The organism is Bacillus sp. CZDM1, from assembly GCF_055502545.1.
In genome coordinates this window covers 52,150-79,147 of sequence record NZ_JBUESO010000015.1, presented here as the reverse complement: position 1 = coordinate 79,147, position 26,998 = coordinate 52,150, and the positions used below count along the sequence as shown (strand labels likewise).

The window sequence follows — 26,998 nt, the reverse complement described above, 5'->3', positions numbered from 1 at the left end:
TCTAAGGATATTTCAGATAGATGGTTTCCTTACTGAATGTTCCCAACATATTGTTTTCGAAATTGACTGGGTGTTAATTTTTCTAGTTTTTTAAAGACTCTGCTAAAATATGCCGACTGGGTGAAGCCGCAAACCTCTGAAATTCTATCTGTACTCCAATCTGTTGAAAGCAGCAGAATCTTTGCTTGGTCTATACGTATTTTATTAATATATTCAATCGGCGTGCAGCCAAAGGCCTGGATCATGCATCTTGCAATATGATTAGGATGGAACCTGAGGGCATGGCCAAGATCCTCGTAAGTGACCTTTTGGGCATAGTTTTTCCTCAAATAGACAGCAGCCTTTTCTGCTACTGCAAATGCAGGCATAGAGTTTGCTAGTTTCATATGCGTTGAAAGCTCCTGAAGTAATTGTTGAAAGAGAATTTGACGCTGCCATTCCCCCGTATAGATGGACTCGTGGTCAGAAGAAATAATTTGTGTGCACAGGTGTTCGACTGTTTCTAGATTAGATAATTTACAATACTGTGGCAGTGTAATTCCGAAAGGACTTTCAACAAAAGGATTTCTCGACTCTCCAGTTGCATTCTCATCATTTTGGAAGGGTTTAGATATCGTTAGGTCCTGCCAGCCTTTGGAAGCGGTGAAATGAATCCAAAAAAAGTGAGTAATTTGGTCGCACGGTGATATAGAAAAATGGTGCCGATCGGGGTAAAGGATGAGCGTCTCCCCTCTCTTAACCTGGAATTGATGGTTATCTTCACCCATATGCAATTGTCCTTCTGTGACAACTAACAAATCAAAAACACCGATATTCTTACGATTTATATGTGATTGTCCAATATCAAATGTAATTTGACCAGCAGCAAGCAAAGTCGGCAGGGGAGGGGCAAATAATTGAAGCATTTATATCTCCTTTAATGTTAGGATTGTGCAAATCTTTGTTAGGATTTTGCATTTTATTCTTTCATTATAACCATATAATAGGTTCATAAATGTTTTATTTTTGTTACTAGGATTTAAGAATGAAAGTTAAATATAAATACATATAAGGGGAGTTACGATAATAATATGTATTTATGTTTAAGCATCGGGGAGGGATTGAGCGAATGATGCAAAACATGCGCTGGGTATGGGGGTATATAAGGAATTTTCGGATAAGGCTTTTTTGCGGCCTTTTTCTAGCATTAGTGGTTTCTGTATTAAATATGCTTAACCCCTATTTCGCTGGGAAAATCGTGGATAAGGTTATTTATGGTCAAGAGAATGAGCTGTTATGGATTTTTTTAAGTTCAATGATTGGCATAACACTTATTAAGACAGTCGTTCGCTATAATTATCAGTTAATGTTCGAGCGAGTTTCTCAAAGTGTTATCTTCACCATACGGGAAAAATTATATGAGCGGATTAACCTTTTAGATTTTAGGTTTTTCGATCAGACCAGAACAGGAGATATCATGGCTCGAATGACGGGGGATATGGAGGCTGTCAGGCATTTTACTGCGTGGACCATTTATATGATATTTGAGAATATTACGATCCTGTTATTTGCCATTGGGTTTATGTTCTATATCCATCCGCCGTTAGCTTTAGCCATGCTTGCGGTTACACCGATTATCGGATTCTTTGCGATGCGTTTATCTTTTACTGTCAAACCAACGTTTTCAGCCATTAGGGGACAGTTTGCCAGGTTAAATTCAGTTGTGCAGGAGAATATTAGCGGCAATCGAGTCGTAAAGGCCTTTGCGAAGGAAGGGTACGAAATTGAAAAGTTTTCAAAAGAAAATGAAGCCTTCAAGGAGAAGAATCTTGACTCCTCAAGAGTCTGGGAAAAGTATTTGCCTATTCTAGATTCCCTTGCAGGAGTATTAACAGTGGTAATGATCGTAGTTGGAGGATACATGGTCATTAATAATTCTCTGACTATGGGTGAGTTAGTCACGTTTAATTCATTAATTTGGGCATTAAATAATCCAATGCGAATGGCTGGGTGGTTACTAAATGACGTCCAAAGGTTTGTGGCCTCGGCTGAAAAGGTAGAAGAATTATTAAATACAGAACCAGAAATAAAGAATGAAACAAAAAGGTACAATGTGAAACATTTCAAAGGTGTTGTGGAATTTGACCAAGTTTCCTTTAGTTATGGGGACGAACAAGTGTTGAATGATATAAGCTTCAAGATTAGACAGGGACAAACGGTGGGCATTATTGGACCTACAGGGGCAGGTAAATCAACATTAGTCAATCTCCTAAGCCGGTTTTATGACGCTGTCAAAGGGGAAGTAAGAGTGGATGGGCTTAATGTTAAAGACTGGGATATTCATAAATTGAGAAATAGTATGGCTACCGTTATGCAGGATATATTTCTTTTTTCAGATACCATAGAAGGAAATATAGCTTATGGAAACCCAAATGCTTCCTTCCATGCCGTTCAAGCTGCAGCCAAAATGGCAGAAGCAGATGATTTTATTACTAAGCTGCCAGAGGGGTACGATACCATTATTGGTGAACGGGGAGTAGGGCTTTCCGGAGGACAGCGGCAGCGGATTGCTTTAGCGCGGGCGATATTAAAAAATCCATCCATCTTGATATTGGACGATACAACATCAGCGTTGGATATGGAAACAGAGCTGCGTATCCAAAGAACATTAAAGTCATTTCTAATGGAAAAAACCTGTTTTATTATTGCTCATCGTATTTCTTCTGTAAAAGATGCAGATTTAATTCTTGTAATGGAAAATGGCACAATCATTGAAAGAGGGAATCATAAAGAATTGCTTGCGAAACAAGGAAGTTACTATAAAGTGTTTAAGAATCAAGTTGGAAACTTTGATGGTGTGCATGTTGAGGAGGTGAATTATCTCAATGGCTCGCAATAAATTTGATGTGGATGAAGAGTTGGAATCTCCATTTAGTTTTACACAGCTTAAGCGGTTGATGGTTTATTTAAAGCCGTACAAAAAAAAGATCCTATTTACTGTTTTTATTATGTTGATTGCCAGTGGAGCGAACCTAATTGGACCATATTTAATTAGTAAAGCCATCGACGAGGAAATTCCAGGCAAGGATATAGGCGGCTTAATGGTTCTTGCAGGTATTTACTTAATTGCCATAATCATTACTGGGATATGTATGAAATATAAAATTAGAATGATGTCCCAGATTGGGCAAAGTGTCATCGTCCAGATAAGGAAGGACTTGTTTACACATTTACAGAAGCTATCGTTTACCTTCTATGACAGCAGACCGCATGGGAAGATTTTGGTGAGGGTGGTAAACTACGTAAACTCCTTAAGTGATTTACTATCGAATGGATTAATTAATTTGATTACTGACCTGTTCAGTCTTCTTGTGATTATAGGTTTTATGTTAGCGATTGATGTAAAATTAACCCTTATGGCGATGATTGGGTTTCCAATCCTTGCAGCGGTAATCCTGCTCATTAAAAATGCCCAGCGGAAGGCATGGCAGATGTTAAGTAACAAACAATCCAACATGAATGCTTATATTCATGAAAGTATAAATGGCATTAAAGTGACGCAGGCTTTTACAAGGGAAGAAGAAAACAAACGGATTTTCAGTGAAGTATCCGACAGTTATAGAAGCTCGTGGATGAGGGCTGTGAGGATCCAGTTCCTGCTATGGCCATCGATCGAAAACATTTCCGTACTTACGACCTCACTCATTTATGTTGTCGGGATCTCTCTCATTGGTGATGGAGTAACAGTTGGAGCATTGGTTGCTTTTGTGGGGTACATAGGGATGTTTTGGGCACCGATCGCGAATATAGGGAACTTCTATAATGCAATCATTAATGCTACGGCATATTTAGAGAGAATATTTGAAATGATAGATGAAAAACCGACCGTTAAAGATCTTCCGATTGCTTCTGAGCTTCCTTTGATAAAGGGAAAAGTGGAGTTTAAAGATGTTAGTTTTGGCTATGAAGAAGGGGAAAAGATTCTTAAAAACATTTATCTAAATGTGAATCCTGGTGAAAGTATTGCTCTAGTTGGGGCTACAGGGTCAGGAAAGACAACGATCGTTAGTTTGCTCAGTCGTTTTTATGATGTAAGCAGCGGCACAATTGAAATAGACGGAGTTGATATTCATTCGGTAACCATTGCTTCTCTAAGAAAGCAAATGGGTGTCATGCTTCAGGATCCTTTTATTTTCTCAGGTACAATTATGGATAATATCCGTTATGGACGGCTTGATGCTACAGATGAAGAAGTGATGGAAGCAGCGAAGGCTGTGCAGGCACATCCATTTATTACCGGATTGGCTGAGGGCTATAAAACGGAGGTGAACGAAAGAGGCACAAGGCTTTCTACTGGACAAAGGCAGTTGATTTCGTTTGCAAGAGCGCTTTTAGCTGATCCCAAGATTTTAATTCTTGATGAGGCAACATCCTCCATCGATACAGAAACGGAGCTTGCCTTACAAAAAGGACTGGAAACACTGCTGGCAGGGAGAACCTCCTTTATTATTGCACATCGTCTTTCCACCATTCAAAATGCCAACCGTATCCTTGTTATTGATAAAGGTAGAATCATAGAGGAAGGTTCTCATAAAGAATTGATAAGTCAAAAAAGTTACTATTGGAAGCTGCATCAATCACAGTATCAATCATTAGACGTGGGATAAACCATTAGAGTAAGCGTGTAAAGTAAGTGACCCAATAGGGATTTTCCTATTGGGTCACTTTCGTTTAATAGCTCGGAAAAGAGAGCCCGCTAATAGTCAATACACTCAGTCCTCCCCAAATGGGAGAAAGTATATTAGAATGGGAATATCAAATTTTTTCACCATCTGGAGGGATCGAGATTGACAGTTGGGGAACGTGGAAGAGTACTTATTGTTGACGATGAACAATTAATTAGACAAGGAATTAAGCATTATTTAAGTTGGGAACAAGAAGGGTTCGAAATTGTTGGTGAAGCGTCCAACGGTATAGAAGCACTCGAATTGATTGAGAGGAAACATCCTCATATCATAATCACAGATATTGTAATGCCGATTATGGATGGTGAAGAATTAACTAGAATTGTCAAGGATCGCTATCCAGAAATTGAAGTTATTATCTTAAGTAGTTTTGGAGAGTTTGATTATGTCCGCTCAACTTTTCAAAGTGGAGTAGTTGATTATATTCTAAAGCCGAAACTCGAGTCGAAGGGGCTCCTAAAAGCGTTGAAGGCAGCTGCTGAGCGAATTCCGTCTCTTCAAATGATGGACAAGCAAGTTTCAGCGAATCTCTCCGTCGGGCAAATTATTAAGAAATTGATAGCAGGATATGAAGTTCATTTTGATGTTGAGAAGATTTCTGAAGTGTTTCCTTATCGTAATTTTTGTTTATTGGGTGTTGTACTACAAACTGGGGAAACTGAACTGCCCAATCCAATAAAGGAAAAGTTTGAAGATAAGTTAGGGGTGGAGGATTATTCCTTTCATTTCGATCAAACCATAGTCCTTGTAAACGGAGATGATTTTTCTAAGTTGATTGAATGCGTTAGGCAACTTGGGGAGTCAATGGAAGGCTATGGTTTTGCTCTTAGTGAAACATTCACCGACCTTTCGCAGTTAGCACTTATATACAAAGAAGGCCTTGAAAAACTTTTGAATTATCGTTTTTATTTTTCCGAGCAGAACCTTTTAATGAAAGAGGATTTACCTTATCCAGAGCCGCAGTATGACAGTTTCAATTTGGATTGGTTTACAGGTGAATTTAAGCGGAAGAACTTTGAAGCTGCTTTTAAGTATCTTCAGGAACATGTATCAGCTCTATCTAACTGTTATACGTTGGATGTGTACGATTACAAGTCTTTTATCGGCAACATTGTCTTTAATATTACGGTGCTCCTCGGGAACATGGAGTACAACGCAAAGGAATTGGATCATGCCAAGTATTCCTATTTTAAGTCGATTGAAGAAGCACAAACTGCAACAGAGGCAAAAAATCAATTGAACAAATTTATTACGGAAGCAAAGCAATGTATTTCTTCTTCCCAAAATCATCTTGACAATCAAAATATGAAAAAGCTGTTAGAATACATCAAGGACCATTATGCGGAGCCGCTAACCCTCAAAGATGTTGCGAAGCATTTCCATTTTAATCCTTCCTATTTATCAAGTTATTTTTCAACGCATAATAGTGAAGGTTTTATTGAATATTTAAATCGGATTCGGATTGAAGAAGCTTCAAGGCTTCTTGTTGAGGGAAAGGTAACGATATCCGAAATCAGTGGAATGGTTGGTTATTCCGATCACAGTTATTTTTGTAAAGTGTTTAAAAAGGTAACGGGTCTTTCGCCAAGCCAATATAGAAGAAAACAAAACACGAGATAAGAGATGGTATCAAGATGAGATTAATTCCTGAACGGTTTAGACATAACAATCTATTTATCACCATGTTTCTAATTAGTGTTATCATCATTATCACCGTTTCCGTCACCATAACGTGGACAACGATTCGGATGTCAGAACAATTCTTTTTTGAGAAATTCAGTATCACGAATGCGAAAGTAATGGACCAGGTGAAAGATAGCTTTGAGACATATAATTATTCGGTCGTCGTCGCTTCTAACAATTTATTGCAGAGCGGCACCATTAAGAGAATTCTTACAGAAAAGGCTACCAATGTTCAGCGCTTGAATGCTTATTATACGCTGGGTCAGCAGATGAACCGAATTGAATCAAGTGTAGATACTTTCGAAACAAGTATCATCGTCACGGGTACAAATGGAATCATTTACGCGACTGATCGGACCTATTGGCCAATTACCGATGATGAGTTGAAGACGGGTGACATTACCAAGAATACGCTTAGGGAACCTAAGAGGTTGATGTACCAATACGACGAGCGCCCTAATAAAGAGGATGGACGTTACATTGTTACATCGAAAGCGTTAATGGAACGAACTTCTGGAAATGTCTATGGTACGATGTATTTTGCTATTAAAGAAAATGAATTTAGAGAGTTTTATTCAAGCTACACTAGTCCTGGTAATCATGTTTTCTTAGTAAATAAATCTGGTGTTATTATGTCGAGCAATCAATCAGAGCTAATCGGCAACAAGTCGGAGGAACTGCTTCAATACGCCAATGAGATAGTTTCTGAACCAAAAGATTACATGATTAAAAACTTTTTGGGAAAAGAACAAATAATCTTGATGGAGTATCTTCCATCTTTTGAAATGTATATGTTTAATATCATCGATAAAGAAACAGCCTTCGGCACTCTAATCGATAAGAAGCAGATCGTGCTTATTTCGATGGGTATTGTTTTTGTTGCACTGATTATTGTGTTCTTCGCATCAAGAAGAATGACCAACTCGTTATCAAAGCTGGTAAAGCAAATTGGGAGTACTTCTAAGCATGAGTTTGACAAGTATGTTACCGTTTCGGGTACTTATGAAACAAGGCAAATCGGGTATGCATTTAACTCGATGCTCGATGAGCTTCATGAGTATGTGGACCAGCTTGTTATCTCACAAAAAAACCAACGAAACGCTGAACTAGCTGCCCTGCAGCAGCAAATTAACCCGCATTTTTTATACAATACACTTACATCCATTAAATTTATGGTTCAGCAGGGCGGAAAAGAAGAGACGGAAGCGACGATTAATGCATTTATTTCTTTGTTGCAGAACACGATTGGCAATGTCAGTGAAACCATTACGGTTAACCAGGAACTGGATAATCTAAAGAATTATGTATTAATTAATCAAAAAAGGTATGGTAATCGGATTAAGGTAAACTATTTTGTTACGCCTGATTGCATGGATTTTCAAATACCGAAACTGATTCTTCAGCCTTTTATGGAAAACTCCTTTTTCCATGGATTTATCCGTAAGTCTGCAGGATTTATCAATGTCCTTATCTGGCAGGATGGGAATACCTTGATTTGTGAAGTTATCGATAATGGTGACGGAATGGAAGTTTCAGAGGATAACACTCTTCCAAACACGAGGCGTAAACAGCAGCATTTCTCTGGCATTGGTGTAAGAAATGTACATGAGCGCATTCAATTAATTTATGGAGAAGAATACGGAGTCACCATCTCAAGCAGCCTTGGAGAAGGGACAAAGGTCCGGATAACATTGCCGATTCAAAAATAATACAAGAATCTAAAAAAAGCACAAATTTGAAAATGTAAACGTGACCAATTATCTGAAAATAGTACAAAATATTAAAAATATCGTCCTAACAGTTAACCCCAAGCTGGTGCTAACATAGGAAGTGTAAGGCGGATAGCGCTTACAATACAAATAAAAATATCACTTGGGGGAATATCAATGAAGAAAGTACTTGCTCTATTTTTAGTAAGCCTACTGTTATTGACTGCCTGTTCTTCGGGGTCAAAAACAAAAGATACTTCCGGAGAGGCAAAAGATACAAATAAAGTAACCGTATGGGCATGGGATCCAAATTTTAATATTAAAGCTATGGAATTAGCAAAAGAAGCTTATGCAACTGAAAATAAAGATGTAGAGATTGAAATTATTGAAAATGCTCAAGATGACATTATTCAAAAGCTAAACACAAGCTTGAGCTCAGGTACTAATAAAGGGCTTCCAAATGTTGTTTTAATTGAAGATTATCGAGCACAAAGTTTCCTTCAAGCATATCCTGACATGTTCCATGAAATGACTGGATCATTTAAAGCAGAAGACTTTGCAGATTATAAAATTGCTCCAACAAGCTTCGAAGGTAAAAACTATGGTCTTCCATTTGATACTGGTGTAACAGGATTATATGTAAGAACAGATTATTTAGAGCAAGCTGGTTATACAGTTGAAGATCTACAAAATATCGACTGGGACAAGTACATTGAAATTGGTAAAAAGGTCAAAGAAACAACTGGTAAGCAAATGTTAACACAAGACCCAAATGACCTCGGCTTGATTCGTATGATGATCCAAACTGCTGGTTCATGGTACTTAGAAGAAGATGGTGTAACACCTAACTTGGCAGACAATGAAGCACTAAAAATTGCTTTTGAAACGTATAAAAAGCTTTTAGACGCGGATTTAGTGAAACCTGTATCTGACTGGAGTCAATTCTTAGCTGGCTTTAATAGCGGGGAAGTTGCAACTGTCCCAACAGGTAACTGGATCACTCCTTCCATTAAAGCAGAAGCTTCACAATCTGGTAAATGGGCGGTTGTACCTTTCCCTACACTTCCTGGCGTAGCGGATTCTGTTAACGCTTCAAACTTAGGCGGAAGCTCATGGTATGTTCTGAATGTACCAGGGAAAGAAAAAGCAGCAGATTTCCTAGCAAAAACCTTTGGATCAAATGTTGAGTTCTATCAAACAATCAATAAAGAAATTGGTGCAATTGGTACGTATAGGCCAGCTTCTGAAGGTGAAGCCTACCAAGCTGCAGACGAGTTCTTTGGTGGACAGAAAATCATTGCTGATTTCGCAAACTGGACTGCTGAAATTCCACAAGTAAACTTCGGTTTACACACATATGCAATCGAGGACATTCTAGCTGTCGAAGCACAAAACTTTATTAAAGGTAAAGATCTTGATAAGGCGTTAGAAGACGCTCAAGGCCAAGCTGAAACACAGGTGAAATAATTTTATAAGAGTGTAAGCTTCGGGTACTCGCCGGCTTCTCCCCTTCGGTTTAGTGGAGCGAACAGTGTCAGGCGAGTTTCACGGGGCTTTTATTTTAAAAAATTTCAAACGAGAAGAAATATAAATAGGTAAGGAGCTGACTAGATGTGATACCTGCAAAAGCCAACCCACCCATGCAGAAAGTAAAATCCACTCGGGGGCTCCGAGTGAAAAACACAGCTATAGGCTGGTCGTTTGTTGCTGTAGCTGCTGTGATGATTTGTTTATTTTACTTTTACCCGATGATTCAAGCTTTCATGATGTCATTACAATCCGGCAGGGGAACAAACTTAACATTTGTCGGCCTTGAAAATTATGCACGATTATTAAAAGACCCGGTATTTCTGACTACGGTAAAGAATACAGTCGTTTATTTAATCATTCAAGTACCAATTATGATTATTCTAGCATTATTTATTTCTGTTTTACTGAATGATAAAGCATTGAAATTTAAAGGATTTTTCCGTACTGCCATCTTTTTACCATGCGTAACCTCACTAGTTGCTTATTCTGTTACGTTCAAATATTTATTTGGGCAGGATGGCATCGTGAACATTATGTTAATGAAGATGTCACTGATTGCAGAACCGATTCAATGGTTAACTGATCCGTTCTGGGCAAAAATCACGATTATTGCTGCAATCACATGGCGGTGGACCGGTTATAATATGATTTTCTATCTATCTGCACTGCAAAATGTTGATCAATCTATTTATGAAGCGGCGAAAATAGACGGAGCTTCATCTATTCAAACTTTTTTCAAGATTACCATTCCAATGTTAAAACCAATTATTTTGTTTACTTCGATTACTTCCACCATTGGTACGCTTCAATTGTTCGATGAGGTTATGAATATTACGGCGGGTGGACCTGGGAATGCTACGATGACCATCTCCCAGTATATTTACAATCTATCCTTTAAATATACTCCGGACTTTGGTTATGCGGCTACTGTTTCATATGCGATTGTCATACTGATTGTTATCTTCTCTATTATTCAGTTTAAAGTGGCAGGTGATAAAAATGCTTAAAAAAGTCTTCGGTTATGGGTTTCTTACAGTCGCTGCTATTATTTCTATTTTTCCATTTTTATGGATGATTGTCAGTTCAACGAACAAATCAGTCGATGTTACAAAAGGCAGGTTATTGCCAGGCAGTCATTTTATGGAGAACTTAAACAATCTCTTGCTAACAGTTGATCTCGTTCCTGCATTAATGAATTCAGCAAAAATCTCGATTATTACAACCTTGGTTGGGATGCTTATTGCCTCTTTGGCGGGTTACGGATTTGAAATTTACCAGAGCAAAGCAAAGGACTATGTGTTTAACTTCCTATTGCTTTCAATGATGATTCCCTTTGCTGCATTAATGGTGCCGTTATTCCGTATGTTTGGAACGATTTCACAAACTGCACCATTGATTGGTATTGATACCATCTCGGCTGTTATACTACCGACGGTTACCACTGCCTTTCTGATCTTTTTCTTCAGACAAAGCACGAAGATGTTTCCAAAGGACATACTTGAAGCAGGAAGGATTGACGGTTTAACGGAGTTAGGTGTGTTTTTCAGAATTTATATTCCAACTATGAAAACAACCTATGCAGCTGCTGCAATCATTACGTTCATGGCAAGTTGGAACAGCTACCTATGGCCGCTTGTTGTGCTTCAGTCACCGGAAAATCAGACGATTCCATTGCTGATTTCTAACCTAGGTTCAAGTTATTCTCCTGATTTTGGTGTTATTATGACAGCCATCGTCATTGCAACCCTGCCAGCAGCACTAATTTTCTTTATTATGCAAAAGCATTTTGTTGCCGGAATGATGGGTTCTGTAAAATAATGAATTTCAGATAATTGTAGATAGGATGTGTGATAGATATGAAAATCACCCCGAGTTTAAATTGGCTTACAGATGTGAATGTATTTGCAGTGAATCGTATTCCTGCCCATTCAGACCATGTCTATTATGAAACATTGGCGGAGGCAAAAAGTGCTGCCCAAATGAAAATGCGTCATGAATTAAACGGAGACTGGAAGTTTTATTACAGTATTAATCCAGACCATAGACCTGTAAACTTTTTCGAGCAAGATTACCCTTGCGCAGGCTGGGGGGGTATTACAGTTCCAGGACATATCCAACTCCAAGGCTACGGGCAGCCGCAATATGTCAACACTATGTATCCATGGGATGGGCATCATGAACTTCGTCCGCCGGAAATTCCCACCGACCATAATCCAGTTGGGAGTTATGTGAAATATTTCAATGTCCCAACTACTATGCAAAATAGTCCGGTCTATATTTCTTTTCAAGGTGTAGAAGCTGCCTTTTATGTATGGTTAAATGGTGAATTCGTTGGCTACAGTGAAGACTCCTTTACACCGGCTGAGTTTGATCTTACCCCTTATTTAGTAGATGGAGAGAATAAGCTGGCAGTAGAGGTTTATCAGCGGAGTACCGGCAGCTGGCTGGAAGATCAGGATTTTTGGAGATTTTCAGGAATCTTCCGTGATGTCTATCTTTATACAGTTCCGGAAACTCATGTTTCTGACCTGCATGTTCGTCCTGAACTAGATTCAACTTTTACAAAAGGGGCACTTTCAGCCGATTTAAAGCTTCAAGGGTCGGCTGCTTCAAAAATAACGGCAGAATTAGTGGATGCCAAGGGTATTCTTGTTAAAACGGGCGAAGCTGAAAATATCGATGGCAAGTGGTCGATTAACCTTGCTGTTGAGCAGCCTGCACTATGGAATGCGGAAAATCCATATTTATACAAATTATTTATACAAATCTATCACGAGTCTGGTAGTTTAGTTGAAGTGGTTCCACAAAAGGTAGGATTTAGAAGATTTGAACTCGTGAATAAAATTATGCACCTTAATGGAGAACGAATTGTATTCAAGGGTGTGAACCGTCATGAATTCAACCCCCGTCACGGCCGGGCGATTACAAAAGAAGATATGCTTTGGGATATTAAAACACTGAAACGTCATAACATTAATGCAGTTCGTACCTCACATTATCCAAATCAAACCTATTGGTATGAATTATGTGATGAATATGGTGTTTATGTCATTGATGAGATGAATCTTGAGACGCATGGGTCATGGCAAAAGATGGGGGAGGTAGAGCCTTCTTGGAATATTCCAGGTAATAAGCCGGAATGGGAAGCTATTGTCATGGACCGTGCAATCTCCATGGTTGAACGGGATAAAAATCACCCATCGATCTTGATTTGGTCCTGTGGTAATGAATCGTACGCTGGTGAAGTCATTTTGAATGTCTCGAAATATTTCAAAAAGGTTGACCCTAGCAGACTTGTACACTACGAAGGAGTATTCCATAATCGTGATTATAACGCTACGAGTGATATGGAAAGCCGTATGTATGCGAAACCAGCTGATATTGAAAAATATTTAAGTGAGAACCCCGAGAAGCCTTACATCAGCTGTGAGTATATGCATGCAATGGGCAATTCACTTGGCGGTATGTACAAATATACCGATTTAGAGCAGAAGTATCCAATGTACCAGGGCGGGTTTATTTGGGATTATATTGATCAATCACTTTATAAAAAGGACCGTTTCGGTAATGAATACCTTGCCTATGGCGGTGATTTTGGCGACCGTCCGACAGACTACGGCTTCTGTACAAACGGAATTGTCTATGCGAATCGAGAGCTTTCTCCTAAAATGCAGGAAGTGAAATTTTTATATCAAGATTTCAAACTAGTAGCAAATGGGACAGGTGTAACCGTCAAAAATGAAAGTTTGTTTTCCACTACGGCAGACTATGAGTTGGAGTATGTTCTATTCCGTGAAGGAAAGGAATTATACCGTAATAAGTTGATTGCTAGTGTCGAACCGCAGAGTGAGGAACGTTTTGAGCTTGATATCCCTGAAGTGTTCAGTGAAGAACCAGGTGAGTATTGCATTCAAACATCACTTGTGTTGAGGGAAAGTACTCTATGGGCAGAAGAAGGGTATGAAGTTGCATTCGGTCAGTTTGTTTATCAAGTGGGTACAAGGGAGATAGACCAGCCTAGCGGTGATTTACGAGTTGCACATGGTGATGTCAATATTGGTGTTCATGGCCGCGACTTTACCGTTATGTTCTCAAAGGGGGCGGGAACGTTAGTGTCACTGAACTATGCTGGCAAAGAGATGATTTCATTGCCGCCGGCACCATTGTTTTGGAGAGCGACGACGGACAATGACCGTGGATATTCTCAAGGTTTCCATTCCGGGCTTTGGTTTGCCGCGAGCTTAGCGAGAAAGTGTGTAAAAAATGAGGTAGAAGAAAACGGCAATAATGTTTGTGTTGCTTTTACCTATAAGTTCTCGATTAATCCAGATATTGAGGTTAAGACAGAATACACGGTTTATCCGGATGGAAGTGTTCGGGTAAAGTCTGGGTATAAGGGTGCCGCGAATTTACCACAGCTGCCAATTTTTGCAGTGTCATTCAAGGTTCCTGCTGATTATGATCAATTAGAATGGTATGCAATGGGACCAAAAGAGAATTATTCTGACCGGGCAATGGGAGCAAAGCTCACTACCTTTAAGAATCAGGTTTCAGATAGCTTATCAGGATATGTGATGCCACAGGAATCTGGCAACAGAACCGGTGTCCGCCGTGTCAGCGTGACAAACCGAAACGGTCAGGGAATAAGAATTTCTTCGGTCACTGAACCGTTGGATTGTAACGTAAGTCCATATACTGCTTTCGAGCTTGAAAATGCCCAGCATATCTATGAACTTCCACCTGTCCATTATACCGTTGTTACAGTTGCCGGTAAGCAGATGGGTGTTGGCGGGGATGACAGCTGGGGAGCACCTGTTCATGACGAACACCTTATCAAGGCAAATCAAGATTTGGAATTTGAATTTTTAATTCAAAGGGTTTGATTTCTCGTATAGAAATTCATTGAAAAACTAAGTGAAAGCTTGGAAGAGCCTGAATGCTCAGGCTCTTTATTTTATATACAAGGAGCAGATTATGCACATACATGTAGATCAAGTGAACCGACAATTTCATTTAACAAATGGCCAAGTGAGTTATATTTTCCACGTGATGAAAAATGGCCAGTTAGGCCACCTTTATTATGGAAAGGCATTGCGTCATAGAGACGACTTTTCCCATTTACAAGTTTATGATGTTCCAACTGGTGCCAGTTGCCATGTGTATGCAGATGATCCAGCTTTTGTCTTAGAAACACTAAGACAGGAGTATCCTGCTTACGGAAATTCGGATTTCCGGGAACCAGCCATTTCTGTCCAGAAAGAAAAGGATTCACATGTTCCAACTTTTGTATATGACTCCTATAGCGTGTTAGAAGGAAAGCCGCGTCTTGAGGGACTTCCAGCAACGTACGGCAACGAAGCAAGTACACTACAGATTCTACTAAAGGATGAATTCCTTCAAGCTGAATTAAGATTAAACTATACGATTTTTCCGGATAAGCCTGTGATTACAAGAAGTGCCTCTTTGACAAACGATGGTCCAGAGAAACTTGTGATTGAACGATTGATGGGGGCAGCACTTGACCTGCCGGATAAGGATTTTATTTTTACTCATTTAGCAGGGGCATGGGCTCGTGAAAGGCATGTGAAGGAGCGGAAGCTTGAAAGTGGAATTCAATCGATTTCTAGTTTACGGGGTGCCAGCTCTCACCACCATAATCCGTTCTTAGCTTTAAGAAGGCCAGATACTACGGAGCATAGCGGTGAAGTATACGGCTTTAACTTTGTTTATAGCAGTAATTTCCTCATGCAGGTTGAAGTAGACCACTACGACATGGCAAGGGTAATGGTGGGGATACATCCCTTTGGTTTTAATTGGGGTCTTCAACCAAAAGAAACGTTTCAAACACCTGAAGTAGTCATGGTTTATTCGGATAAAGGCTTAAATGGGATGAGTCAAGCCCTCCACCAGCTTTACCGTGAAAACCTGATTCCAGAACAATGGAAAAGAGAAGATCGTCCGATATTAATCAATAACTGGGAAGCCACCTACTTTGATTTCGATGAGGAAAAGCTTGTAAATATTGCGAAGTCTGCCAGTGAATTGGGGATTGAAATGTTAGTCCTTGATGATGGCTGGTTTGGAAAAAGGAATGATGACACTTCTTCTCTAGGAGATTGGCATGTTGACTTTAATAAACTTCCGAATGGGTTAGAAAGTTTGGCAAAAAAGATTAATGATGTCGGAATAAAATTTGGTCTCTGGTTTGAACCGGAGATGATTAGTCCAAACAGCGAGTTGTTTAAAGAGCACCCTGATTGGGCTGTAGGAATGCAGGACCAGCATCGTACATTAGGGCGTAATCAACTGGTACTCGACTTCTCCAGATCTGAAATTGTTGATTACATGTACGAAAAAATGTCGGGGATTATTAGGCAAACAAATCTGTCTTATATTAAGTGGGATATGAATCGTAACATAACGGAGCCGTTCTCACAAAAATTAGCAGCCAATCAGCAAGGCGAGTTTTTCCATCGCTATATTTTAGGTGTGTATTCTCTGTATGAAAGGTTAACAAGTGAGTTCCCTCATGTCTTGTTTGAATCCTGTGCTGGCGGCGGCGGGCGCTTTGACCCTGGTATGCTGTATTATGCACCGCAGACCTGGACAAGTGATAATACTGACGCGGTCGAAAGGTTAAAGATTCAATATGGCACATCCTTTGCCTATCCATTGTATAGTATGGGATCCCATGTATCAGATGTTCCGAATCATCAAACATTTAGAGAGACACCGCTGTCTACACGGGCAAATACGGCTTACTTTGGAACGTTTGGCTATGAACTAGATCCACACTCTTTAACGGAGGAAGAAAGAGAGGAGATTAAAGAGCAGGTAGCTTTTTATAAAGAGCAGCGCCGCTTGATTCGGAATGGCCATTTTTATCGGTTATTAAGTCCTTTCTCTGGTAATGAGACAGCTTGGATGGTGGTTAGTCCAGACCAATCGGAAGCCCTAGTCGGCTATTATAAGGTATTGGCTGCAGCGAATTCCCGAAAACAGCAAACATTACGACTTTGTGGACTATCAAAAGATAGATTATATGAAGTGGATGGGCGAACCTATTATGGTGATGAGCTTATGCAAGTGGGTCTTCTACTTCCTACGGAGTTTAACGGCGTAAACTTGGGATCATCGAAACGAAGAGGCGACTTCCAATCATATATATTTTATTTAAAATGTACGGATGAACAGGTGGATTAGACTATTAAAAAGGCAGTGTATATAGATATACACTGCCTTTTTGTTTTTTAGTAAAATTTTTAGTAAAAACAATAGATTTCTTTAACTAAATGGATTAAACTAAACACATAGCATATATAGTTGGAGGGACGACAATGAACATCACAAAATTAACGACAACATTCAGAGAAATATTTGACGCCCAGCCCGAGCAGGCATTCTTTGCTCCGGGGAGAATTAATTTAATCGGTGAACATACGGATTACAACGGTGGCCATGTATTTCCTTGTGCAATTACTTATGGAACGTATGCCGTAGCAAAAAAGAGAGATGACAATCTTGTCCGACTTTACTCCGTAAACTTTCCGGACAAAGAAATCATTGAATTTGATTTAACACAATTAGATTATGATAAGCAGCATAATTGGGCGAATTATCCGAAGGGGATGATTCGTTATATAAAGGAAGCAGGATACAATATTCCACAAGGTTTTGAGTGTGTAATTGAAGGGAATATCCCTAATGGAGCAGGACTTTCATCTTCTGCATCCATTGAGTTATTGACAGGAGTGCTTATTGACGGGTTATTTGACTTAGGAATTCCGCGTCTGGATATGATTCTGCTTGGTAAAAAAGTCGAAAATGAGTTTATCGGTGTCAACAGCGGCATTATGGACCAATTTGCGATTGGTATGGGTAAAAAGGATGCAGGAATTTTACTTGATTGCCAGACATTGAACTTTCAGTACGCTCCAATTAAACTTGAAGGTTACAAGATTTTAATCATGAATACAAACAAGCGCAGAGAGCTGGCAGATTCCAAATACAATGAACGTCGTGGAGAGTGTGAACAAGCATTGTCACAGCTGCAGCAAAAACTTTCAATAGGAGCACTTGGACAGCTGACGGAAGCAGAATTTGATGAGAATCAAACCTTAATCCCTGATGAAACGGTTCGTAAGCGTGCGAAACATGCCGTGTATGAGAATGTAAGAACACTTAAGGCTCTTGAAGAATTAAAGGCTGGGAATCTAGAGGCATTTGGACAGTTAATGAATCAATCCCATATTTCACTGCGAGATGATTATGAAGTGACTGGAATTGAACTTGACAGTTTAGTAGAAGCAGCCTGGAAACAGCCAGGTGTAATGGGCGCACGCATGACAGGAGCTGGATTCGGGGGCTGTGCCATTGCAATCGTTGAATATGAACAGGTTGATAGCTTTATTGCTAATGTTGGTGCAGCTTATCAGGACAAAATTGGATATCCTGCAGATTTCTATGTAGCAAGTATTGGCGATGGTGCAAAAGAAATTGAGATGGGGGAGTTTGAATGAGTATTCTTGTTTTAGGCGGGGCCGGTTATGTTGGTTCTCATGCTGTTTACCAATTAATTGATCAGGGGTCAGAAGTGGTGGTTATCGATAATTTACAAACTGGCCATCGTGATGCCATTCATCCAAAGGCACATTTCTATGAAGGGGATATCCGCAGCCGTGAGTTTATGCGTTCTGTTTTTGAAAAAGAAAACATTGAAGCCATCCTGCATTTTGCCGCCAACTCTCTCGTTGGCGAATCGATGATCGAGCCCTTAAAATACTATGACAACAATGTATTCGGTACACAAATTGTCCTCGAAATGATGTTAGAATTTAACGTGAAACCTATCATCTTTTCGTCGACAGCCGCGGTTTATGGTGAACAGAAGGTTGTGCCTATTACGGAAGAGGCTCGGACAAAACCAACGAACACCTATGGTGAAACAAAACTTACGATGGAAAAAATGATTGCTTGGTGTGAAAAGGCATTTGACATAAAATATGTTTCACTCCGATATTTTAACGTTGCTTCCGCAAGAAGCGGCGGGGAGATCGGAGAAGACCATAACCCTGAAACACATTTGATTCCCGTCGTATTAGAGGCTGCTTTAGGTAAAAGGCCGGCGGTAACGGTCTTTGGACAAGATTATGATACAGCAGACGGGACCTGTGTCCGTGATTACATTCATGTTGAAGACTTAATTGCTGCGCATCTTCTTGCACTAAAATATTTGCAAAATGGCGGGGAAAGTAATGTATTTAATCTGGGCAGCAGCCAAGGATTTTCGGTAAAAGAAATTATCGAAACAGCAAAAGAAGTAACAGGTATTGATATTCCTGTTCAATTCGGTGAACGCCGTTCGGGCGACCCTAGTACGTTAATTGCCTCATCTGAAAAAGCCAGAAGCGTCCTTGGGTGGAATCCAACAAGAACCTCGATACACCAAATCATCAGCGATGCGTGGAACTGGCACCAGCATCATCCAAATGGATATGAGGGGTGAATGGTATGATTTATCAACGAATCCAACAATTAATCAATCAAGCCATTGCTGCTCAATTAATCGAGCCTGAGGATGAAATCTATGCTCGCAATCAAATTCTTTCACTCTTGCATTTAGTAGAGTTTAAGGAAGGTGCCGCAGAGTCAAATTTAGAGACTCCAGATTTACTTGAGCAAATTGCAGCATACGCCTGTGAACAAGGGATTATTGAAGATATTTTTGATGAAAAAGAGATTTTTGCAAGTAAAGTAATGAACTGCTTTATGGCACGTCCATCAACGGTTAATCAAATATTTAACGAAAAATATAAAAAAAATCCGCAAGTCGCGACAGATTTTTTTTATGAATTAAGTAAAAATAGTAACTATATTCAGATGAAGCGGATTCGCAATAATATTGAGTACAAGGTAGACACTGAATATGGTGAATTGGACATTACGATAAATCTATCGAAACCAGAAAAGGACCCTATAAGTATTGAACGCGAACGGGCCGCAAAAAAGAATGACTATCCAAAATGTCTGCTTTGTGTTGAAAATGAAGGGTATGCAGGAAGAATTGGTCACCCGGCGCGCTCTAATCACCGCATGATCAGGTTAAATCTTTTAGAAGAGAATTGGTTTCTACAGTATTCTCCATATGTATACTATAATGAACATTGTATTGTCCTGTCAGAGGAACATAGGGATATGAAGATTACTGCGGATGCCTTCAAGCGTCTTTTAAGTTTTGTCGAGCAGTTTCCTCATTATTTTGTTGGATCCAATGCTGACCTGCCGATCGTCGGCGGTTCCATTTTGTCTCATGATCATTATCAGGGGGGGCATTATGAATTTGCGATGGCAAAAGCAGAGGATGATTGGAACTTTGAGTTAAATAGGTTCCCGAATGTTCATGGTTCCGTTGTTAAATGGCCTATGTCAGTTATCCGATTGCGCTCTGAGGAAATTGGACCGCTGGTGGAAGCCGGCGAGCATATTTTATCAGAATGGAGAAATTACAGCGACGACACAGTTGGTATCCATGCCAAAACAGGTGATACTCCGCACAATACCATTACACCTATTGCACGAAAGAAACAAGATTTATATGAATTAGATTTAGTTTTACGGAACAATCGGACTAGTGAGGAACATCCGCTTGGAATTTTTCACCCTCATCAGGATGTTCATCATATTAAGAAGGAAAACATTGGGCTAATCGAAGTAATGGGGCTGGCTGTTTTACCAGCACGCTTAAAGGCTGAACTTCAAGAAGTTGAAAGTTTCATTCTAGGAAAAACCGATATCGTTGCTGAATACCATATGGATTGGGCAAAAGGTTTAAAAGAAGAGTATCAAGCTGTGGCAACACCATCAAATGTAGAAGCAATCGTGAGAGAAGAGACTGGTAAGAAGTTTTTAAAAGTATTAGAAGATGCTGGTGTTTATAAGAGAAATGAAGAGGGCAAAGCCGGGTTCAAGCGCTTTATCATGACTTTATCATAGGTTAATCAGCTTACAGCATGGGATTGGCAAAACGTCTCATATTTTTATAAGTGAATTAATGGAGTGGAAAAAGAATGAAAATAATAGATAAAGTATTCGGTAGTTATCATGATGAGCCAGTAATGGAGTATACCCTTGTCAACGATTCAGGCATGTCTGTTTCCTGCCTGAATTACGGTTGTATTATTACAAAAATAATGGTCCCTGACCGCAATGGCAACACTGAAAATGTCGTGCTTGGATTTGATAACTTAGAGGATTATATTGATTTGTCCCCGTATTTTGGCTCGGTTGTCGGCAGGGTGGCTGGAAGAATCAGCAACTCCCAGTTTGAATTAGACGGGGAAGTTTACCGGCTGACCCCTAATGAGGATCCTAACCATCTACATGGCGGTAAGAAGGGCTTTAATTCCGTTATTTGGAAAACAGAAAGCATTAAAATGGAAAATGCAGTCGGGTTGAAATTTTCCTATCGAAGCTTGGATGGTGAAGAAGGCTATCCTGGGAATTTGGATACGACCATACTCTGCCTTTTAAATAATCAAAATGAGCTGAGCATTTCCTATGAAGCGGTGACAGATAAAAAAACAATCGTTAATTTAACGAATCATTCTTATTTTAACTTAAGCGGAAATGTAAAGCGGGATTGCTCCGAGCACATACTACAATTAGAAAGTAATCGCTTTTTAGAGCTTGGGTCAGATTTAATGCCTACTGGAAGAATGATGGAATCAAGTAATACCCCTTTTGACTTTAAGCATGGCCGTTTATTGAAGTCGGGGATGAAATCCTCCCATCCACAAAATGTGCTTGCCGACAACGGTTATGACCACCCGCTTCTTTTTACAAAAAAGGGAGAAAATACGGTGGTTTTAAGTGAAAAAGAGAGTGGCAGGACATTGTTAGTTACAACAGATCAGCCATGCGTGGTCCTTTACACAGCAAATCAACTAGAAGGTCCCTTTTCAATCGCAGGTGTGCGAGCAAGGAACTACTTAGGTGTGTGTCTAGAAACGCAAGGACTGCCAGATGCTATTAACCAACCTGATTTTCCAACGATTGTTTTAAATCCTGAGGAAGTATATCGTGCCACAACAAAATATCGCTTTTTTTCTAATACAATAGGAGTTTGATAAATGGCTACAATCAAGGATATTGCAGAATTAGCAGGAGTTTCAATCGCAACGGTATCCCGAGTATTAAATTATGATAGTTCTTTATCTGTTGGTGATGAAACAAAAAAGAGGATCTTTGAGGTTGCGGAGCAGCTTTCCTATAAAAAGAAACCAGCTAGAAAACTAGAGACCGGGAAAATCGCACTTTTACAGTGGTATACAGAAAAAGAGGAATTAGAAGATTTATACTATATGTCGATTCGTTTGGGTGTCGAAAATCAATCCAGACAAATGGGCTTTTCTGTAGCTAAGTACTTTCAAGACAACTATGGAGATTTAAAACAGGATGAGATTCAAGGACTTATCGCAATCGGAAAATTTAGTCATAAACAAATAAAGGATTTGGAATCCATCACTAGTAATATTGTTTTTGTGGACACCTCACCCGATGAAGAAAAGTTCGATTCGATCGTGATTGATTTTGAAAAGGCGACGAAAAAGGTCATTGACCATTATTTGAAGAACGGCCATGAGACAATTGGTTATATTGGCGGAAGAGAAGTATTTAAAGATAAGACATCGACCATCGAAGACCCGAGAGAAGTGACCTTTAAAACCTATTTGGCAGAACAAGGGGTGTTGAATGAAGCGTTTATGTACGTGGGTTCATTCTCCGTTAACGACGGTCATTCCCTCATGAAAAAAGCCATTCATGAGCATGGGGAAAACCTGCCCACCGCTTTCTTTGCAGCGAATGATTCACTGGCAGTTGGAGCACTCAGAGCGCTATTGGAAGAAGGAATCCCTGTTCCTGGCCGAGTGAACATCATCGGCGTCAACGACATCAGCATCTCCAAATATGTCTTTCCCTCATTAAGCACAGTGAAAGTCTATACCGAATTAATGGGAGAAACAGCCGTCAACACCCTGGCAGAAAGAATAGAAGGACGAAAAATAGCCAAAAAAATAACCATCTCCACCCAGCTCATCATCAGAGACAGCAGCTCCTAAAAATCAATAACCAAACACAAATGTCCACCCGGGGTGGACATTTGTGTTTTTATGGTGACAGGCACCGCATTAGAATGGTTCTAATATGGTGTTGTCACCTTTGGGCATTGTCGATTTTTGGTATTTTCCGTATAATGTTTTTTATCTAGACTGGTGATGTATGGGAGTTGTTTTATGAGCAGGTTGACTAAGGCGGCGTATGGTGTTGGGGTTTTGTTTTTTCTTCTGAGCTGTGCATTTTCTGTATTTTATGGATATAAGGTTGTTAGCCATGATTTGCCTGCTGAGGGTACAACGGTAGAAAAGTATCATTATCATTTTGTGCTTGTTCCTGAGGAGCTTGACAATGACTATTGGCGGCTTGTTGAAGAAGGGGCACAGAAGGCTGCTGTGGAACATGGTGTTTTATTGGAGTATGCCGGTCCGAAGCAGGCGAATATCGAGGAACATTTAAAAACGATTGAAATGTCAATGGCGTCTAAAGTGGATGGTATTATTACGCAAGGCTTAAGTGATGAGCAATTTACGCCATTAATTAATAGAGTCGTAGAAAAACTCCCTGTCATAACCATTGATACAGATGCGGCCAATAGTAACCGGATAGCTTATATTGGAACAGACAATTATTATTCTGGTTTTTTGGCAGGTAAAGCTTTAATTAAAGATACAAATGGTCAGGCGAACGTGGCCATAATAACGGGGAATTTTTATGCGAACCATCAGCAGCAGCGTGTTCAGGGCTTTCGAGACGCTGTGGAATCTGAAGAGGGAATCACAATCTTAACTGTGGAAGAATCTGAAATTAGTAGAGTTCGAGCGGCTGAAAAGGCTTACCAAATAGTAACGGAATACCCCGAAGTCAATGCGTTCTATGGGACGAGTGCACTAGATGCAATTGGAATTGCCCAAGTAGTAGAAAAGTTCAGGGAACATGATCAAGTTTATATTATTGGATTCGATACACTGCCTGAAACACTTAAGTACATTACGAAAGGCACAATTAAGGCAACCGTGGTCCAAGAGCCTTTTGAAATGGGCTACGAAGCGGTAGTAATGATGATAGATCTAATAGAAGGCAAGAAGGTTCCTCCTGTTAATCATACGAATACTCGAATTATGAGAGAAGAAGATTTACCTGAGATTCATCGGGTCATAGGGGAGGAATACTGATATGTTATTTCGTATTCGATCGAAATTATTACTCTATTTCATTGTCCTCGTCGTGCTGTTAAGTTCTGTTGGCGTCCTTTTTTATCAAAGCAGCGAAAACCTAATAAATGAATATGATGATAGTTTTGAACGGTTTCTGATGTTAAATGATATCTCACAAAGAACCAACATCATTACGGAAAACCTGCAGGGCTATTTGTTAGATAAGGAAAGCTCCTATTTAAAAGACTATAACCTGGAAAAATCGAAGCTGCTGAAAGACCAATGGCTTTTCAATAAAGAAATGAAATCGAATGATATCGGTGTTATTAACTACCAAAATATGATAAACAGCTTTCTAGAAGAAAGTGACGCAACGATAGAAGCTTTTCATAAAGACAATATTAACGATTATTCGAATCACTTAAATGAAGCAATAAAAATAGCAGGATTTCTTCAAGAAAGTACGCTTGCACTCCTGAATAACAAGCTGACAGACTATCAAATTTTCTATGATCAAATGGAAAGGCACAATCATTATTATAAGTTATTGTCATTTTCCCTTTTCTCTGCTGCCTTTTTTCTTAGTACATTGATTGCTCTTTGGATCTCGGGCGGTATTACAAAACCAATTACGCTATTATCCGAGGCAGCCCGGCAAATTTCAAAAGGTAATCTATCTGGTGAAGATATTAAAATCACTACCAAGGATGAACTAAAGCCATTAACACAAACCTTTAACCAAATGCGTTCAAATCTAAGACAATTGGTAACTGAAATTAAGCAGAAATCGGAGCTTGATAAGCTCCTAAAAGAATTGGAGCTAAGAAGTCTTCAAAACCAAATCAATCCACATTTTCTATTCAATACTTTGAATACGGTTTCAAAGATGGCTTACCTAGAGGATGCGGAACATACTTCTAGATTAATAGAATCTGTTGCGGCATTACTGCGCTATAACCTAGGCGGCGATTTGAATAAAGCTGCCACACTACGGGACGAAGTATCTATTGTTAAAGAGTACTTTTTTATTCAACAAACAAGATTTGGAGACCGGATTCAATTCATCACGGAAATAGAAGAGGATTGCTTAGACATAGAAATTCCTAGTTTGACACTGCAGCCATTAATCGAAAATGCCTTCATACATGGTGTTGAATCATATGAGGAAAATGCAGAAATCCGCCTTCATATATACAAAAGTAATGACAGAATTAATGTGGAAATAGTCGATAATGGGGATGGAATGGATGTAAGCACTCAAAATAGATTGCTTAAACTTGTAAGCGGAACCGAAATGGAAGAAGTATATGAAAAAGATAGATCAAAAGGCCATTCAACTGGTATAGGAGTAAAAAATGTAATTCGCAGGCTTCAGCTTTTTTACAATCAAACAGACATTATTGAAATACAATCTGAATTACTAAAAGGGACAAAGTTTACATTGACCATTCCAAACGTTGTAAAAGGAGGAAGAGAGCTTGTTGAAGGTTCTAATTGTGGATGATGAGGTTTTGGAGCGAAAGGCATTAACGAAGATCATAAACAGCTCTTCTGAGGACGTAATGGTAATTGGTGAGGCGCCTAACGGAAGAAAGGCGATTGAAATGGCTGGAGAACTTAAGCCTGATATCATCTTTATGGATATAAAAATGCCCGGAATAGATGGTGTTCAAGCTGTTAAGGAAATCAAAAGCACTGATCAATCCATTCGATTTATCATGGTTTCAGCCTTTAATACGTTTGAATATGCCAAGGAAGTCATGCAGCAAGGTGTAAAAGAATATATCTTAAAACCTAGTAGAAAACAGGATATTCTCGAGAGTTTACAGCGGGTTTCAGGTGAGATTTTTGACGAGCGCAAGTCTATGAAGGAAAAGCAAAGCTTGATGGAGAACCTGGACCGTGCCGTTTCCATAGCCCAGAAAGAGTGGGTGTCTTCACTAATCCTAAACCAAGTCCAAGATATTTCGTTTGATGAATGGAGTCAACTGTTAGGGGTAGAAATTACTACCGGTTATATTATGCTGTTTTCTCTCCTGCCTAAGGAGGAAGGAGAACGTGATGTACATCTAAAGCAAAACTTTTATTTATGGCTTAAGGATATCTTGAAAACAGTTGTGAAAAAGGAAGATGTCATGATAGGACCAATGACAGATTCTCAAGTACCTGTTTTATTCCTATGTAAGGAACTTCCAGAAAAGGTGCATTTTAAAACAAATGCACAGCATACCATTGAGAGTCTATTTAGCTCCTTTCTAAAAAATCAAATAAATGCAGATTTAAGAATAGGGATAGGACTCCCGTATAGTCATGGCCATGAGCTTAATAAATCTTATCATGAAGCGGTAGTGGCTCTACAGCAACTATTAAAAACCTCAAACCGAAAATATTTATTTAGCAGTAAACAAGGAGCAGCTGAGCTGCCTTCCATTTCGGATGTGCTGGAAATAGAGAAAAAATTGCTGGATGGTGTACGACAAGGTGATCTAAATCAAGTTATGTTTATCTTTGATTCTTTTGTAACCAAACTGACCGGTAACAAAGGATTAAATGCTGTAGTAGTGAAAAAATCCTTTGATGAATTGTTTATTCTCCTTTCACGAATGATGCATGACTTGGGGATACACTTTGAAGGTTCTTTGACGATCGACGAGGCAGCAGATAGTAACCTAATTCTAGAAAAAGGAAAAGCTAATTTACTAGCAGTCGTCAAGCATGTTCAGCTGTGGAGGAACAATCATGCCAAGGGAATGCTTCATAGGGCGAAGGAATATATTGAAAGTCATTATGCCGATTCCATTACATTGGAACACGTAGCAGAATATGTCGAGCTAAGTCCCTTTTATTTAAGTAAATTATTTAAAGATCGGTTTGGGATGACCTTTATCGATTACGTAACCGAAATAAGAATAAAACAGGCAAAGCTGCAAATGGTTGATGCTACTAAGAGTTTAAAAGAAATATGCTATTCTGTCGGCTATAAGGACCCGAATTATTTTAGCCGTGTGTTTAAAAAACAGACAGGCTTATCCCCAACCGAATTTCGTAAGGAAACGGTAAGTTAATAGAACGAAAGTTACAA

Annotated in this window: 18 protein-coding genes; 17 read left to right on the top strand and 1 reads right to left on the bottom strand. The window is 39.4% G+C overall.

Translation table 11 applies throughout. From position 1 onward, the window contains the following. Nucleotides 1-29: 29 nt before the first annotated feature. On the bottom strand, nt 30-905 hold the full coding sequence (locus tag ACY3XC_RS24605) for a helix-turn-helix transcriptional regulator (protein ID WP_179159474.1): 876 nt from the start codon (nt 903-905) through the stop codon (nt 30-32). Between the two features lie 206 nt (nt 906-1,111). Here ACY3XC_RS24605 and ACY3XC_RS24600 point away from each other — a divergent pair, with 206 nt between their 5' ends. The 17 genes from ACY3XC_RS24600 (at nt 1,112) to ACY3XC_RS24520 (ending at nt 26,981) form a co-directional block, all read left to right on the top strand. Then, nucleotides 1,112-2,878 carry an ABC transporter ATP-binding protein gene (locus ACY3XC_RS24600; protein ID WP_464870946.1) on the top strand — a complete coding sequence of 589 codons (1,767 nt, stop codon included), beginning with the start codon at nt 1,112-1,114 and terminating at the stop codon, nt 2,876-2,878. After that, nucleotides 2,865-4,646, top strand: coding sequence for an ABC transporter ATP-binding protein (locus ACY3XC_RS24595; protein WP_464870932.1), 1,782 nt, complete (start codon nt 2,865-2,867; stop codon nt 4,644-4,646). Before ACY3XC_RS24600 ends, ACY3XC_RS24595 begins: the two co-directional genes overlap by 14 nt. 180 nt (nt 4,647-4,826) lie before the next feature. Continuing rightward, nucleotides 4,827-6,344 carry a response regulator gene (locus ACY3XC_RS24590; protein WP_464870931.1) on the top strand — a complete coding sequence of 506 codons (1,518 nt, stop codon included), beginning with the start codon at nt 4,827-4,829 and terminating at the stop codon, nt 6,342-6,344. A 14-nt stretch (nt 6,345-6,358) separates the two neighbouring features. Then, nucleotides 6,359-8,116, top strand: a complete 1,758-nt coding sequence (locus ACY3XC_RS24585) for a sensor histidine kinase (RefSeq protein ID WP_464870930.1) — start codon at nt 6,359-6,361, stop codon at nt 8,114-8,116. A 177-nt stretch (nt 8,117-8,293) separates the two neighbouring features. After that, nucleotides 8,294-9,583: an ABC transporter substrate-binding protein gene (locus ACY3XC_RS24580; RefSeq protein WP_464870929.1), complete on the top strand. Its 1,290-nt coding sequence runs from the start codon at nt 8,294-8,296 to the stop codon at nt 9,581-9,583. Between the two features lie 173 nt (nt 9,584-9,756). Continuing rightward, on the top strand, nt 9,757-10,653 hold the full coding sequence (locus ACY3XC_RS24575; protein ID WP_179159542.1) for a carbohydrate ABC transporter permease: 897 nt from the start codon (nt 9,757-9,759) through the stop codon (nt 10,651-10,653). After that, nucleotides 10,646-11,464, top strand: coding sequence for a carbohydrate ABC transporter permease (locus ACY3XC_RS24570; RefSeq protein ID WP_218781222.1), 819 nt, complete (start codon nt 10,646-10,648; stop codon nt 11,462-11,464). The genes ACY3XC_RS24575 and ACY3XC_RS24570 overlap by 8 nt, the downstream gene beginning before the upstream one ends. A 38-nt stretch (nt 11,465-11,502) precedes the next feature. Beyond that, nucleotides 11,503-14,529 carry a beta-galactosidase, LacZ type gene (gene lacZ, locus ACY3XC_RS24565; RefSeq protein WP_464870927.1) on the top strand — a complete coding sequence of 1,009 codons (3,027 nt, stop codon included), beginning with the start codon at nt 11,503-11,505 and terminating at the stop codon, nt 14,527-14,529. A 91-nt stretch (nt 14,530-14,620) separates the two neighbouring features. After that, the gene (locus ACY3XC_RS24560) at nt 14,621-16,849 is read left to right on the top strand and encodes an alpha-galactosidase (RefSeq protein WP_464870926.1); all 2,229 of its coding nucleotides are present in this window, start codon (nt 14,621-14,623) and stop codon (nt 16,847-16,849) included. A gap of 134 nt (nt 16,850-16,983) precedes the next feature. Next, nucleotides 16,984-18,165, top strand: a complete 1,182-nt coding sequence (locus tag ACY3XC_RS24555) for a galactokinase (protein WP_464870925.1) — start codon at nt 16,984-16,986, stop codon at nt 18,163-18,165. Next, entirely contained in the window at nt 18,162-19,151 is a 990-nt protein-coding gene (gene galE, locus ACY3XC_RS24550) for a UDP-glucose 4-epimerase GalE (protein WP_464870924.1), read from the top strand. The genes ACY3XC_RS24555 and galE overlap by 4 nt, the downstream gene beginning before the upstream one ends. Before the next feature lie 5 nt (nt 19,152-19,156). After that, nucleotides 19,157-20,638, top strand: coding sequence for a UDP-glucose--hexose-1-phosphate uridylyltransferase (gene galT, locus ACY3XC_RS24545; protein ID WP_464870923.1), 1,482 nt, complete (start codon nt 19,157-19,159; stop codon nt 20,636-20,638). Nucleotides 20,639-20,712: 74 nt separating this feature from the next. Further along, nucleotides 20,713-21,771 carry an aldose epimerase family protein gene (locus ACY3XC_RS24540; protein ID WP_464870922.1) on the top strand — a complete coding sequence of 353 codons (1,059 nt, stop codon included), beginning with the start codon at nt 20,713-20,715 and terminating at the stop codon, nt 21,769-21,771. Nucleotides 21,772-21,774: 3 nt separating this feature from the next. After that, nucleotides 21,775-22,764, top strand: coding sequence for a LacI family DNA-binding transcriptional regulator (locus ACY3XC_RS24535; RefSeq protein ID WP_464870921.1), 990 nt, complete (start codon nt 21,775-21,777; stop codon nt 22,762-22,764). A gap of 174 nt (nt 22,765-22,938) precedes the next feature. Beyond that, entirely contained in the window at nt 22,939-23,934 is a 996-nt protein-coding gene (locus ACY3XC_RS24530; protein ID WP_464870920.1) for a sugar-binding protein, read from the top strand. Nucleotide 23,935: 1 nt separating this feature from the next. Then, a complete protein-coding gene (locus ACY3XC_RS24525) occupies nt 23,936-25,420 on the top strand; it encodes a sensor histidine kinase (protein ID WP_464870919.1) in 1,485 nt (494 codons plus the stop codon). Continuing rightward, entirely contained in the window at nt 25,395-26,981 is a 1,587-nt protein-coding gene (locus tag ACY3XC_RS24520; protein ID WP_464870918.1) for a response regulator, read from the top strand. Before ACY3XC_RS24525 ends, ACY3XC_RS24520 begins: the two co-directional genes overlap by 26 nt. Nucleotides 26,982-26,998 lie beyond the last annotated feature (17 nt).